Source organism: Alteromonas infernus (assembly GCF_902705815.1).
On record NZ_CACSIG010000042.1, the window covers coordinates 44,201 to 58,297 of the forward strand.

The following is a 14,097-nucleotide window of genomic DNA, read 5'->3' on the forward strand; positions in this document are numbered from 1 at the left end:
ATTGATAAGAAAGATATGTTTGTTTTTTAGGTATTCGGCTTGCGCAGCTTACTTAATATACTTATTAGGTTACTAATGTTAAAAACAGTACCAAAGATGCTTCCTACAGATATTGCATAAACAAGCCCGAGGGTTTCAGCAACAAGAAAAACTTTTCGTATGGTATGCGTATTACGAATAACGAGAGATCCTACCGTAAAAATTAATGAGGATGCATAAGCGATAAAAATGATCCAACCGTGCTCTAGCACAAACCACTCATAAGCAAGAAACCCAATATTTACCGCCACGAAGGCAAACAAGATGGTGTTACTTCGGTGCTTGATGGCAATAAAGTTACGAACGCTGGCAAGCAAGGTACCGACTCCGGCGGCCATGGCATCAAGCATGAAAAAGTGCGCACTTAGCGCAGCTAGCGCAAAAGCCGAAATAAGTAGGTATTTGTCTACATGGCTTTGTCTATATCCAATAAAGTTTAAAACAACAGCTATCGCACCAAACGCTTCTGCAACAATATTCATTTTCTACTGCTCGTTAAAATTTCAAATAAAAAGGCTGACAAAGGGCTTTGTATTCGTGGGTATATTGGCCCTGTTCATCCTTTATGGTGAGTGTTTGCCTGCTATCTGCAGCGATTGATGCCAAGACATGTTGGCGGTTTAAACCCGCTAAACCTGAAGCACGTTTTGTGAAGTGAAACACACAAAGGTAAGGTGCTTTTTTCTGACGAGTGCCTTACATACATTACTTTCTTTAATGCGAAGCCGCAGAACAGAGCAATCTCAATGACATTATCTTCTATAGAAGATGGGTACACGCAGTACATACTTCCTAACTCAACAAGCATTGCACTGGCTCGCTTAAAAAGTTCATTCGGATTAAGTGAAGACGTCTGTCTTGCTAGGTTTCGCTTTTCCGGCTGCGTGCTATAAGCCTTGGTCTCTTGATGTGGCGTATCAAAATAAGGGGGGTTTGTGATAATCATATCGTACTGATATGGCGCTTCAAACGTCTTGATATCGCTATGATGTATAAATAGCTGTTTTGACCACTTCGCGTTTTGAAAATTAAAAGCGGCTTGTGCTGCAGCGCCGTCATCAATCTCTATGGCATCAATGCAGGCCAAAGCTTGGGCTTTTTGCGCCATCATCAGCGCTAAAATACCGCTTCCCGTTCCTATATCTACTATGCGCTGGGCGGAGTTAGGCTCAGCCCAGCTTCCTAGAATAAGGCTGTCTGTGTTCACTTTCATTGCACATTTGTCTTGAGCAACCGTAAATTGTTTGCAGCGAAACATAAGAAGGTAGACATTATCCTGTCATTGAAAGCCGCGCATTCTATACCATGATAACCAGCGCTTCACGTTAAGGTTGTGACATTTCATTACCAGCGCTGTAACGACATCATGTTTCTCGCCACATCAACGGCGTGAACCGGCCGGTATTTTTTCAATGGCCCTTTCATCAGGCTTTGCCAGATAGGCGCGGTTTTCTGCGCAATATCTTCAAGGGTGCGCGACTCATCTCGATTGCCTAACAACAGTGACGGCCTAACTGCTGATGCATGGGGCAGCTGAGGCATGCGCATAATGGCATTTTCTAACTCGCCTTTTACCCTTAAATAAAAGTTACTGCTTTTAGCATCGGCCCCCACCGACGAAATCCAAACGAAGCTATTCGCACGCTGCGCCCGGGTTAACTGCGCCGCCACGTGGACATATTCAAAATCCACCCGCCGAAACGCTTGCTTGGACCCCGCTTTTTTAAGCGTTGTGCCTAGGCAGCAATAGACATGATCTACGCTAAAGTAGCCTTGGTAATCCTGAAGATGATCAAAGTCGATCATCACGGGTTTTAACCTATTGTGTGGGTCCTTAAACATCTGCGATGACAGCGGTTTTCTGACCAAGCAGGTTACTTCACTATACCGTCTATCCTGTAACAGCATGTTTAAGAGCGTTCGTCCTACTAAACCTGTCGCTCCTAGCACCATTGCGGATTTCATACGTCGCACCTTGTATCATAAATTGATATAACTACAATCAAACCTTCGACAGTCAAATATGCAGATAAAAATGAAAAAAGCCCTTTTAATCGGAGCCGCTATGCTCTCTACTGCTTTAAACGCTGAAACGCTCACTATTGAACGTATTTTCTCCTCCCCTTCTCTTGATGGCAATGCGCCTCGCGCTTTAAAAGTATCGCCTGATGGAGAGCGTGTAACTTTCCTTAAAGGGAAACAAACCGATTATGAACGTTTGGACCTTTGGGAATACCACATTGAGAGTGGTGAAACTCGCATGCTGTTCGACTCTAACGATTTACAAAGTGGCGAAGAAGTGCTTTCTGACGAAGAAAAAGCGCGCCGCGAACGTATGCGTTTATCAGGCAGCGGTATTGTAAGCTACCAATGGTCAGACGATGGCAAAGCCTTATTATTTCCGCTAGGCGGTGACGTGTTTTACCACAAGCTTGGCGAGAAAGGTGCCAAGCAGCTGCTCGATACAGAAGCTTTTGAAACCGACATCAAGCTTTCGCCTAAAGGCAACTACATTTCGTTTATTCGCGACCAGAACCTTTACGTAAAGCACATTGCATCAGGTAAAGAAACCGCCATCACCAAAGAAGGTGGCGGCAATATAAAATTCGGTATGGCAGAATTTGTGGCACAGGAAGAAATGGGCCGCATGACAGGCTACTGGTGGTCGCCAGATGAAAGCAAGATTGCATTTACCAAGGTGGATGAAAGCCCGGTCGACGTGATCACCCGCTCTGAAATCTATGCTGACGACATCAAACTTATTGAACAAAAGTACCCGAAAGCGGGCACGCCAAACGTATTGGTGGAACTTGCTATTCAAGACATCAGTTCTGGCGACCGCACGTGGGTAGATTTAGGTGATGACAAAGACATTTATTTTGCCCGTGGCAAGTGGATGCCAAACAGCAGTACCTTTACTTATCAGTGGCAAACCCGCGACCAGCAAACCCTTGAACTTCGCGCTTTTGACATAACAGAAAGCAAGCAAAAGGTGCTGTTAACCGAATCGAGTGATACGTGGGTAAACCTGCACGACGACCTTTACTTCTTAAAAGAGCAAGGCCAATTCATTTGGGCTTCAGAGCGCGATGGATTTAAGCACCTTTACCTCTTCGACAATAACGGTAAATTAGTTAAGCAATTAACGAAGGGCGACTGGGTAGTAGACAGTGTAGAAGCCATCGACACAGCAAATAACCGTTTGTACTTCTCTGGACGTAAAGACACGCCACTGGAAAGCCATGTATATAGTGTGTCGCTAGATGGCGGGGATATAACTCGCGTGACTGAGCTTGGTGCTTATCACAGCGCTGCGTTTAGCAAAGATGCATCTATTTTTATTGACCGTTTCTCAACCATAAATTCACCTGCCCAGGTTAGCCTTAACAGCGCAACCGGCGAGCGAATTACCTGGCTTGAAGAAAACAAGGTTGAAGAAGGCCACCCGCTGCACGCCTATATGGATAGCTGGACAGCCCCTGAATTTGGTGACATTACCACCAAAGATGGCGCAACCCTCAAATACCGTATTTACACGCCAGAAAGTGCAAAGCAAAACCCTAAGCAAAAACACCCTGTTATTGTTTACCTTTACGGCGGCCCGCACGCACAAGTTGTAACAAACAGCTGGGCGGGCAACCGTGGTTTGCTGTTCCAACATTGGGTTGACCAAGGCTATGTAGTGTTTACGCTAGATAACCGTGGATCTAACTATCGCGGCAAGGGTTTTGAAGATCCTATCTACAAAAAAATGGGCTTTATTGAAGTTGAAGACCAAGTGGCAGGCGTAGAGTTTTTGCGTACGCTTCCTTTCGTTGATGCTGAGCGTATTGGTGTTCATGGCCACAGCTATGGCGGCTACATGACCCTAATGACCATGTTTAAAGCGGGCGATTACTTTGCAGCGGGTGTATCAGGCGCACCAGTCACCGACTGGCGCTTATACGATACCCACTATACTGAACGCTACATGGGCAACCCAAATACGGATGACGATGCTTACACTGCGTCTTCAGTATTCCCTTACGCAAAAGACCTAAAAGGCGACCTTTTAATTTACCACGGCATGGCAGATGACAACGTGTTGTTTACCCATTCAACGATGCTATACAAGCATCTTCAAGACTTGGCAATTCCGTTTGAAACCATGGACTACCCAGGAAAGAAACACAGTATTCGTGGAAAACAAACGGGCATTCACTTATACAAAACGATAACCAACTTTTTCAATAGAACGATTAAGTAGATATAAGCAGATGAAATACAAGGGCATAAAGAAAATTTATCTTTATGCCCTATTTTTTGGGTATTCAACTTTATAATAATTTTTTGCTACAAGGTTTGTTTAATTTTTTTTCATAGTGTAGGTTCAAAAATGAGCATTTTGCTTACCCACCACAAAAAACAATCAAAAAAGTGGGATTAAACAACAGGTGAAACAGAGTGGTACCTATGAAAAATAATAAATTTACCCCTTCTTTAATCGCGGCTGGCTTAGCACTATCAAGCTTTGGCGCACTAGCAGACAACGACCGTTACATCATTCAGGTAGACAACAGCGCCAAGGGCATTGTTAAAGCATTAGCAAAACAGTCTGGCGCAGAGATACACGTTGATGCCGACGGTTTTATTGCTGCAACCTTCAGCGGTAAGTCATTAGATGACGTGAAAGGTTTACTCAACAATCCACACGTAAAACTGGTTGAGGCAGACCAAAAGCGTGTACCGCTAGCGCTATTTAACGACGACGCGGGTGACCCAACGCAAACCCAGCTAACTCCGTATGCGGTTTATCAATCGCAGGCTGATCAAGTTGCATTTGATAGCAACGCTGGCATGAAAGTGTGTGTTATTGACTCAGGGCTAGATTCATCGAATGCTGATTTCAACTGGTCTGCCATTACCGGTGACAACGACCCTGGTACAGGTAACTGGTTTGAAAATGGTGGTCCACACGGCACACACGTAGCCGGTACCATCGGCGCGGCTGATAACGGCTTTGGTGTAGTGGGCATGGCACCTGGTGTTGATATGCACATCATCAAGGTGTTTAACGCATCAGGCTGGGGCTACTCATCAGATTTAGCACAAGCTGCACAGCTTTGTTCTCAGGCTGGAGCCAACATCATCAACATGAGCCTGGGTGGCGGCGGCGCAAACTCGACAGAAGAAAATGCGTTTAAAGACTTTGTTGCTGCGGGCGGTCTAGCTGTGGCTGCAGCGGGCAATGATGGCAATAGCGTTCGTTCTTACCCTGCAGGTTACTCGTCAGTAATGATGATTGGCGCTAACGATGCCGATAACAACATTGCCGACTTCTCTCAATATCCTTCGTGTACCACAGGTCGCGGTAAACGCGTAACGACCGACGAAACTATCTGTGTGGAAGTTACAGCAGGCGGCGTAGATACCCTTTCTACCTACCCTGCAGGTGGCGCGTCGCTTTCATCAATGAGCGTAGACGGTGTAGGCTTTGCGTCATCAGCAATGGAAAACACAGGCTCGGCATCGGCTGCTACCTACTTCCTTGGCTTAGGCGATACGGTAGACACAGGGGCTGCTGGCAAAGTATGTGTGATCGACCGCGGTAGCGTGTCGTTCTACGACAAAGTGAACAACTGTGAGCTATCTGGTGGTGTAGGCGCCGTTATTGTCAACAACGAACCTGGTATGCTTTACGGCACGCTCGGTGATACTAATAATACGTCTATTCCTGCTGTAGGCGCAGCGCTTGAAGACAGAAGTGCTTTAGTTGCGGCTTCTACCATTGATATTTCAATTGGTGCCAGTGACTATGGCTACATGAGTGGTACTTCAATGGCAACACCAGCCGTTGCTGGTATTGCTGCACTAGTATGGTCTAACCACCCAACCTGCACAGGTGAAGAGATCCGAAGCGCGCTTAAAGCGACTGCAATGGATGCAGGTGCCGCTGGCAAAGATGATTTCTTCGGATATGGTATTGCTCAAGCGGCCGATATGAATGCTTACCTTACGCAAAATGGCTGCGCTGGCGGCAACGGCGGTGGTGACAATGGTGGTGGTGATAATGGCGGCACCGGTGACTTGACCCTTACGGCTACTGGCTACAAAGTAAAAGGCACCCAACGTGTGGATCTATCTTGGGCGGATGCTACATCGTCAAATGTTGATTTATATCGTGACGGAAACGTGATTGCTACAACAGCAAATGACGGCGCGTATACTGACGCGCTTAATGTTAAAGGTGGTGGTAGCTATAGTTACCAAGTGTGTGAAGCCGGCACAACCACCTGTTCAGCAAGCGTTAGCGTGGTTTTCTAAACCTTTTATAGATTATGTTTCTGCCATGAAATTGCAATTATTTGCAAACCCTTGTTGAAACTAAATCTTAAAGAAAGAAACTAAAAAAGCGGGCAGTTTCACACTGCCCGCATTCTTTTTATTAACCGTAAACTAGCTAAACAATTGCGCTTAGCTAAACATCTGGGTTGCTAGGTTTTGCTGTACCGCCTGCGCTGATGACGCACTCAGCTCTATTTCAACTGGATCGGCTTTGCCCGACAACCAAATTTTAAGCTCAGCGTCGGTATCAAAATGCCCCGCCGTTTCAACAATAAACTGGGTAATCGATTTATAGGGAATTGAGTGGTAGTTTACTTTGCGCCCTGTAAGGCCTTGCTTATCAATAAGAATTAAACGCTTATTAGTGAACACGCTTAAATCGCGCACTAATTTGAACGCAGAAGTAACCGTCTCATTAGCCGCTAAAATGGGGGTGAGTTCTTCTTGAACATCTGCAGCGCTTGTTTCGCTTGCATTACCCATAATGGTATCAAATAAACCCATAACTATTTCCTTTTAGGCAGAGGCAAGCTTTACTCGCCATTGAACTCTATGCGCCAGTGGTTTGGGTTTATCCAAAGCAAAACCTTGGCCATAATCGACCTTCAGCTTTCGCAGCACTTCTGCTGTCGCATTGTCCACCACAAACTCAGCAACGGTTTGTTTACCCATGCTGTGCGCAATGTTATTAATTGCCGTTACTGTAGCATGATCAATAGGATCGTGAACGATATTTCGAACAAAGGACCCGTCAATTTTAACGTAATCCACGTCTAAATTTTTTAAATAGGTGAAGGAAGACATACCCGCGCCGAAGTCATCAAGGGCAAAGCTACACCCGATATCACGTAATGTAGAAATAAAATGTTTTGCCGCATTTAAGTTAGTTACTGCGGTTGTTTCGGTTATTTCAAAACATATTTTTTCGGCGGGTACTGTGGTACTTTGCATTCGCTGCGCGATTTTATGCAGCGCCATTTCATCGCCAAGCGTGATCCCCGACAGATTAATCGCTACCTTACCTACATTGTCGATATGCGCAGGGTTGCTTTCCAACGTTTTTAAGGTGTTATCGACAACCCATAAATCCACTTTGTTCATCAACCCGTGGCGTTCTGCTAAAGGTATGAATAACCCGGGACTAATAAGCCCACTCTCTTTAGAGTTTAAACGAAGTAAAATTTCATAATGCTGTAAGTGAGCACCTTGCTCTTCTTGCGGCACTGTAAGCGGCATAATCGCCTGGCTATACAATTCGAACCCGTCGTGTTGCAGTGCTTTATGAAGTGCATGCAATACTTGGTTTTCACTGTCGTCTATCGCCATTTGACTGTCGTTTTCTCGAAACACAAAGTAGCGATTGCGCCCAAGGTGCTTGGCTTTATAACAGGCATTATCTGCTGCCTTAATCAATGCTTCAGCGCTTTGAGTACTTGCGTTTATTTCTATTACACCAATGCTGGCACCAACGAAAAAGAGTTTATCGTCATATACGAAGCGGTAATTTGAAACGGCAAGCAAAAGTTTATCTAAACACTGGGTTACCTCGTCCAAACTTTGGTTGCGAAATATAATGCAGAACTCGTCGCCTCCTATGCGAGCCAGTAAATCTTGGCCATTTACAAATTGCCTAAAAATAGTCGATATCTCTTTTAGTAACTTGTCGCCCGCCGGGTGCCCACAGCTATCGTTAACCAATTTAAAACGGTCCATGTCGATAAAACACATAACGCTAGGCTTTGCAGGCTCCCTGTGTAGATTAATTGCCGTCACATTGGTTTTGCTATTTATACCACCGCTTTTACCGGTAACACTGAATGGGGTGCACTCAGCGCTGTCATTGGTATGTAATAAAATTTCGCGTAGCTGCGCATCGAACGCGTAACGGTTGAGTAACCCTGTCAGCTGATCGTGATTCGCTTGAAAAAACACTTCCTCCTGTAACGCCAACTCTTTTGTTACATCGCGGGCAATACCTTCAATGGCAATTAATGCGCCCGCGTCATCTAATATTGGCGTATCGGAGAACTCCAGCACTACGGATTTGCCACCGCTACTTTGATAGTGAACCAGATAGGGCTCGGGCTTGTTTCCTCTTGCTATTATTTCGCGGATTTCAAAAGTTTCATCGGGAACTTGGCGAACGTATTTAGGCTCGTTTTTACAAAACGTTTCTTGAGCATATCCCAATATTTTTTCAAGGCCCGCACTTACGTAAATAAACGTGTGATCGACCGTTTTGGTGTAAACAAAGTGTCGGTGCATACCATCGACCAAACGCCGGTATTTTTCCTCACTGCGTTTCAAATCCTGCTGAGCTTTAAACCGTTCAGTTACGTCTCTGACTGTAATCGCGATGTTATTTGCCGCTTTTACCACCTGTATTTTAAGCCATTCAGGGGCAACTTTATCGCTTATTAAAGGAAGGTGCGACTCGTAAGGCACCCCAGTTTCTGCAACACTTTGCACATGCTTGGGTATGTCATGAAGCTCTAGGTAACGCATTTGCTCAGAAAGCGTTATAGCGTGCAGAACATCACAGGCCCCTCGAAATAAGTATCGACTGTAGGAGTTTGATTCTACTAACACAAAGTCTTCATCTGACGGTTGGTATATCAACAACGCATCCAAAGACGCCTCGCTAGCGGTTAAATACCTCTGTTGGCTGTCTGATAAACTCACCGCCCCTTTTAGCTGCTTATGCAATACATAACTCACCAAGGCAGTCATGATCAAACCAATAACGATAACCAGCATACCCGTATTGTAGGGGCTCAGTTGAGATTGCATAGAGAGGGTAAAATCACGCGTAATGAAGGAAAACGGCGCGAGTGAAACTTGTGTGCCGTCGTTAACAAGTACGCCGCTTTCAAATAATATGGCATTGTCAGCCGCCAACTTAAAGTTAAATTGGGGCCCCACTAACTCGCCTAACATGACGCCTAAAATAGACTGAACATCGAACCCTGCTATTAGATACCCGTGCTCCGGCTCTTGAGGGCTGATAGCTCTGCCAATAAGAATATGATGATGCTGAGTCTGAGGAGAAAAAATAAGCGTACTTTCAAATTTTTCAGACATCGAGGAAATAGTCAGACCTAACTCGCTCATCGGTTCCCCAACTAAACGGTTATCCAGTCGCGTTTTAACCCCTGAATTTGGGGTAGCAATCCACTCTATATTGCCCTTCGCGTTAACAAACGCTAGCGATGAATATCCTTTTTGCATTCCCATAAGCGAAAGCGCTTGGGCATTAAACCAGTCTACCTGGTTCGGTTCAAACGTAGGCCAATTTCTCATTACGTTGTGAAGGGCTTGAATACGCTCGGTAGAAAATACCTCTAAGCTGATTTTGACTTGCTCAGCCACTGTATTTGCCTTAGAGACTCGGGCCGCACGTTCTTCACTTTGAATGGATACACCCGCAGATACGAAAACGAGGGTGAGAAAAAGGAAAAGCACCGTAGGGAATGCATATATACGATGGTTAATTCTGCTCAGCATTTGCGTATCTCCGGTAAATCGCCGAGGTAGACTAAAGTAGAATTATGAAACAAATGTGAATTGCCTTATATACAATATGTTGTAGGCTCTGGCGAAACATGAACACATCTGGCACTGTAGGGGATTAGTATCAAAATAGATAAAGCATCGCTAACCATAGAGCGCTAATTAATGAGTAGCACACCTAACTTTGACAGTATTAAACTCGCTTACGAGCGGATCAAAAAAGACGTAAAACACACGCCTATAGTGGAATCATCTTTACTTAACCACTGGTTAGGCCACCGTATCCTATTTAAAGCCGAGTGCTTACAGACGATCGGCGCGTTTAAGCTTCGCGGCGCCATGAATTTCCTCGCCCGTTTACAAGAAGAAGGTCGCCTTCCAAAACACGTGGTTGCAAATAGTTCGGGTAATCATGCGCAGGCGGTAGCCTATGCAGCTGCACACTTTGGTATTAAGGCAACAATTTTTGCCAGTGAAACTATTTCCCCTATTAAAGCCGCTGCCACGCAAAGCTATGGTGGTGAACTAAAGTTGTTTCCCACTCGTCCAGAGGCCGACGCTGCGGTAAAAGAAGCATCAAAAGCCCCTGATACGGTTTGGATCCCGCCGTTTAATCACGAAGATATTGTAGCCGGACAAGGCACTGCAGCACTTGAGGCTCTCAATGAGGTGGGTAAGGTAGACGCTGTATTTGCTCCCTGCGGTGGTGGTGGCTTGTTGTCAGGTACTCTGTTGGCAACACGCACATTGCAACCTGATGCACTTGTCATTGGCGCAGAACCCGCTGAAGCCAATGATGCTTCTATGTCGCTTCAAGCAGGTGAAATTGTTGCTTTAGACTATTCGCCTAACACCCTTGCCGATGGCGCAGCCACACCATCTGTTGGTGATGTTACGTTTCCTTTACTTCAAGAGCTTGATGATTTTTATGAAGTGGACGAGGTGCAAATTGCTTATTGGACGCAATGGCTGCACCATCTACTAAAGCTTCACATTGAGCCTACTTGCGCTATGACTATGGCGGCGGTTGCTGCATGGGCCGCCAATACGACACCAAGGCAAACCGCTTTAGTGATGTTATCTGGGGGCAACATTAGCCAAGCTTCCATGGCAAAAATTTGGGAACGTGACTTTTTGCTACAGCCACCTATCATCGACTTTGAAGAATTAAACGAAGAATAAAAATCATGAAGATAAGACAGAAATTAACTATGACTCCAACACTATTGAATACTCATCCTGCAAAGCGAGTAATGGGCGTTGTTGCCTCTGCCGCACTCATGGCTGCCCTGTCTATGGGAGCTTCTCAGGCTGCAACGCTTGTAAATAACGTGAAAGGTTACACGCTTAATGAAAGCGGCAAGCTCATCACGTTTTCTAACCTTGTTATAGATGAAGGCAAGGTGGTGGCACTAAACGTAGAAAAAGACAACCAACGTATTGATGAAACCATAAATGGCAACGGAAAGGTGATGCTGCCAGGGCTAATAGATGCACACGGTCACTTGCTAGGCTTAGGTGCAAACTTACTCGAAGTGAACTTGCGAGAAAGCAGCAGCGCCCAAGATGCCGCCAAAATGGTGGCCGACTACGCTTTTGCCAATGCACAACAAGATTGGATTACAGGGCGTGGCTGGAACCAAGAATTATGGTCTGACAGGGCCTTTCCAACAGCGGCCGACTTAGACAACGTCGTATCTGACCGCCCCGTTTTTCTTACCCGTGTAGACGGTCACGCGGCGTGGGTCAACACTAAAGCCATGGAATTAGCGGGCATTACTAAAGACACTCAATCACCCGTTGGCGGTGAAATTATCAAAGATGCAAACGGCAACCCTACTGGCGTGTTCATTGATAACGCATCTTTATTAATAGAAGCGCATTTACCCAAAGCCAGTAACGCCATATATGCCCAACAGCTCGACGCAGCTGGTGAGCACTTACTTGCTAATGGTATCACGTCAATGCACGATGCCGGCGTCGGCAGAGAGGTTTATGACTTCTATTTAAAAGAGGCCGTTGAGGGCGATTTACCGGTACGTATTTACGCTATGATAAGCGCAACAGATACCGAGCTTTCGACCATGTTGGGTAACGGCCCTATTCGCGACGAAGACGACTTTTTGTATATTCGCTCGGTTAAAGCTTATGGCGATGGCGCGCTAGGTAGCCGAGGTGCAGCGCTTCTTGCGCCCTATTCCGATGCCCCACACCAGCATGGTTTATTACTGACTCAACCTGAAGACATGACGCAGCTTTTCACCACCGTTATAGGCGCAGGATTTCAGCTTAACTATCACGCCATTGGCGATAAAGCGAACCACGTAGCGCTCAATGAATTTGAAACTACCTTTGGCAATATTGGCGGCAGCGAACTCCGCCATCGAATTGAGCATGCGCAAGTAATTGCACCCGATGATTTGGCCCGCTTTGCCAAGTTAAAAGTGCTACCTTCTATGCAGCCAACGCATGCCACCAGTGATAAGAACATGGCCGAAGATCGCATAGGCAAAGAACGTATGAAAGGCGCCTATGCATGGAAAACGTTGCTAGATTCAGGCATTGCGCTGCCACTAGGTTCTGACTTTCCAGTAGAGTTAGCCAACCCCTTTTACGGCCTTCACGCGGCGGTAACCCGTCAAGACAGAAACAACCAGCCAGTAAAAGGCTGGTATGCTCACGAGGCTCTAACCGTTGAGCAAGCGTTTAAAGGCTTTACGTTAGATGCGGCATACGCTGGGCATATGGAAGACACACTAGGTACGCTAACGCCAGGAAAATGGGCCGACTTTATCTTAGTGGACCAAGATATCTTCACCATTGATGCGAAGGACATTTGGAAAACCGAAGTGCACGCTACGTACGTGGCAGGCAAGCAAGTATTTGCCCAATAACCGCGAGTGTAGTGCGTAAATGAGCAATTCAAACAAAGGCCTTTTAAGCAAAGGAATTGGCGGTGTAGGTGCCGCCCTCTTAGTGCTAAACGGCCTTATTGGGGCGGGAATTTTTGCCCTACCAGCCAAAATGGCCGCTGAATTAGGTGCGTTCAGCCCTTACATCTTTTTGATTTTTGGCGCCCTGATGCTTGCTGTGGTGTGGTGCTTTGGGCAGCTAGCCGTCTTGTATCAAGAAACCGGCGGGCCAGTGATTTATGCCCGCAAAGGCTTCGGTGATGCCGCCGCGTTTCAAACTGGCTTTATTTACTATTTAGCCCGCGCAACCGCTATCGCGGCCAATATGCACGTGCTGTTACTTTACGCAGGGTATGTTTGGCCTGAGCTAAACGCAGGGATAGGTAAGTCTCTGGCCATTATTGCACTAACAGCAACGCTGATCTTTGTGAATATTGTGGGTTTAAAAGCTGCGATGCGGGCACTAGACACCATTTCAGTGTTAAAGCTTTTGCCCTTTGCCGCTCTTATCGGTATAGGCTATTGGCAGTTAGATTTTAACCTCGAGTCTGACTCGTCAATGTCAAACACGCTACCGGCTTTTGATACCATTTCTGCTGGCGCCCTACTTACGCTTTACGCCTTTATAGGGTTTGAAACTGTGGTGGTAACCAGTGGAGAAACGAATTCACCGAAAAAAACCATACCTCGGGCCCTAATGTTAACCGTGTCAGGTATTGCACTGTTTTACTTTTGCGTGCAGTGGTTGTACTGGCATACGGTAGGCGCAGCAAAGCCCGATAGCGCGCCGTTGATTGCCCTTGCCGATATGATTTTTGGCGAAACCGGTGCGCTTATTATGACGCTAACTGCTGTGGTGTCTGTTGCAGGTAACTTGCTTGCCAATATGATTTCTACCTCTCGGCTAACGTTTTCCATGGCGCATCAGTCGCTTATTCCGGGCAAACTGGGCAAGCCGTGGTTAGGCAAAGTACACGGAACGTTTGCTACACCTTACGTCTCCATATTGGTATTGGGTATTTTCGCCGGCATGATGGCGCTAAGCGGAAGTTTCGTGTGGCTGGCCATTGCGAGTGTTCTGGCAAGGTTAGTGGTGTACGCAATGTGTGTGTTGGTGCTCATTAAGGCGCAGAATCAGTTAACGCTTCCGGTTAACCTTATTAAGCGCGTGTTGCCTTTTTTAGCGCTTGCGGTGTGCGCGTGGTCTGTTACACAATCTTCAACCCATGCATGGTTATTTTTAGTGGGCGAACTCGTTATTGGCGCAGTGCTTTATGTCGTCCTACACAACAATGCTTCAAAAGGTTAAAAA

10 protein-coding genes are annotated in these 14,097 nt (G+C 46.1%); 5 read left to right on the top strand and 5 right to left on the bottom strand.

The window, feature by feature from the left end; genetic code table 11:
- Positions 1 to 26: 26 nt before the first annotated feature.
- From ACX5J7_RS10765 to ACX5J7_RS10775, 3 genes are all read right to left on the bottom strand, one after another.
- Complete coding sequence (locus tag ACX5J7_RS10765) at positions 27 to 521, bottom strand: YgjV family protein (protein ID WP_071952715.1); 495 nt, start codon at positions 519 to 521, stop codon at positions 27 to 29.
- A 101-nt stretch (positions 522 to 622) separates the two neighbouring features.
- Positions 623 to 1,252, bottom strand: a complete 630-nt coding sequence (locus ACX5J7_RS10770; protein WP_498707151.1) for a tRNA1(Val) (adenine(37)-N6)-methyltransferase — start codon at positions 1,250 to 1,252, stop codon at positions 623 to 625.
- A gap of 131 nt (positions 1,253 to 1,383) precedes the next feature.
- Positions 1,384 to 2,004, bottom strand: a complete 621-nt coding sequence (locus ACX5J7_RS10775; RefSeq protein WP_498707152.1) for an NAD(P)H-binding protein — start codon at positions 2,002 to 2,004, stop codon at positions 1,384 to 1,386.
- A 70-nt stretch (positions 2,005 to 2,074) separates the two neighbouring features.
- Between ACX5J7_RS10775 and ACX5J7_RS10780 the strand changes: the two genes are divergently transcribed.
- Together ACX5J7_RS10780 and ACX5J7_RS10785 are read left to right on the top strand one after the other, a co-directional pair.
- Entirely contained in the window at positions 2,075 to 4,285 is a 2,211-nt protein-coding gene (locus tag ACX5J7_RS10780; RefSeq protein ID WP_498707153.1) for a S9 family peptidase, read from the top strand.
- A 206-nt stretch (positions 4,286 to 4,491) separates the two neighbouring features.
- A complete protein-coding gene (locus tag ACX5J7_RS10785; protein WP_498707155.1) occupies positions 4,492 to 6,342 on the top strand; it encodes a S8 family serine peptidase in 1,851 nt (616 codons plus the stop codon).
- A gap of 150 nt (positions 6,343 to 6,492) precedes the next feature.
- On the opposite strand, the gene ACX5J7_RS10790 is transcribed toward ACX5J7_RS10785, so the two are convergent.
- Both ACX5J7_RS10790 and ACX5J7_RS10795 read right to left on the bottom strand, forming a co-directional pair.
- Positions 6,493 to 6,867, bottom strand: a complete 375-nt coding sequence (locus ACX5J7_RS10790) for a PH domain-containing protein (protein ID WP_015068106.1) — start codon at positions 6,865 to 6,867, stop codon at positions 6,493 to 6,495.
- Positions 6,868 to 6,879: 12 nt separating this feature from the next.
- A complete protein-coding gene (locus ACX5J7_RS10795; protein WP_498707157.1) occupies positions 6,880 to 9,867 on the bottom strand; it encodes a putative bifunctional diguanylate cyclase/phosphodiesterase in 2,988 nt (995 codons plus the stop codon).
- A gap of 171 nt (positions 9,868 to 10,038) precedes the next feature.
- On the opposite strand from ACX5J7_RS10795, the gene ACX5J7_RS10800 reads away from it, so the two are divergent.
- From ACX5J7_RS10800 to ACX5J7_RS10810, 3 genes are all read left to right on the top strand, one after another.
- Positions 10,039 to 11,055 carry a serine/threonine dehydratase gene (locus ACX5J7_RS10800; RefSeq protein WP_498707158.1) on the top strand — a complete coding sequence of 339 codons (1,017 nt, stop codon included), beginning with the start codon at positions 10,039 to 10,041 and terminating at the stop codon, positions 11,053 to 11,055.
- Positions 11,056 to 11,126: 71 nt separating this feature from the next.
- Positions 11,127 to 12,767: an amidohydrolase gene (locus ACX5J7_RS10805; RefSeq protein ID WP_287151117.1), complete on the top strand. Its 1,641-nt coding sequence runs from the start codon at positions 11,127 to 11,129 to the stop codon at positions 12,765 to 12,767.
- A gap of 19 nt (positions 12,768 to 12,786) precedes the next feature.
- Positions 12,787 to 14,094 carry an APC family permease gene (locus tag ACX5J7_RS10810; RefSeq protein WP_498707160.1) on the top strand — a complete coding sequence of 436 codons (1,308 nt, stop codon included), beginning with the start codon at positions 12,787 to 12,789 and terminating at the stop codon, positions 14,092 to 14,094.
- Positions 14,095 to 14,097 lie beyond the last annotated feature (3 nt).

Excerpts from the sequence above, each read along its gene's own strand:
- ACX5J7_RS10795 (WP_498707157.1), bottom strand. The coding sequence starts at position 9,867 with ATGCTGAGCAGAATTAACCATCGTATATATGCATTCCCTACGGTGCTT.
- ACX5J7_RS10765 (WP_071952715.1), bottom strand. The coding sequence starts at position 521 with ATGAATATTGTTGCAGAAGCGTTTGGTGCGATAGCTGTTGTTTTAAAC.
- ACX5J7_RS10780 (WP_498707153.1), top strand. The coding sequence starts at position 2,075 with ATGAAAAAAGCCCTTTTAATCGGAGCCGCTATGCTCTCTACTGCTTTA.
- ACX5J7_RS10805 (WP_287151117.1), top strand. The coding sequence starts at position 11,127 with ATGGGCGTTGTTGCCTCTGCCGCACTCATGGCTGCCCTGTCTATGGGA.
- ACX5J7_RS10770 (WP_498707151.1), bottom strand. The coding sequence starts at position 1,252 with ATGAAAGTGAACACAGACAGCCTTATTCTAGGAAGCTGGGCTGAGCCT.
- ACX5J7_RS10800 (WP_498707158.1), top strand. The coding sequence starts at position 10,039 with ATGAGTAGCACACCTAACTTTGACAGTATTAAACTCGCTTACGAGCGG.
- ACX5J7_RS10810 (WP_498707160.1), top strand. The coding sequence starts at position 12,787 with ATGAGCAATTCAAACAAAGGCCTTTTAAGCAAAGGAATTGGCGGTGTA.
- ACX5J7_RS10790 (WP_015068106.1), bottom strand. The coding sequence starts at position 6,867 with ATGGGTTTATTTGATACCATTATGGGTAATGCAAGCGAAACAAGCGCT.
- ACX5J7_RS10775 (WP_498707152.1), bottom strand. The coding sequence starts at position 2,004 with ATGAAATCCGCAATGGTGCTAGGAGCGACAGGTTTAGTAGGACGAACG.
- ACX5J7_RS10785 (WP_498707155.1), top strand. The coding sequence starts at position 4,492 with ATGAAAAATAATAAATTTACCCCTTCTTTAATCGCGGCTGGCTTAGCA.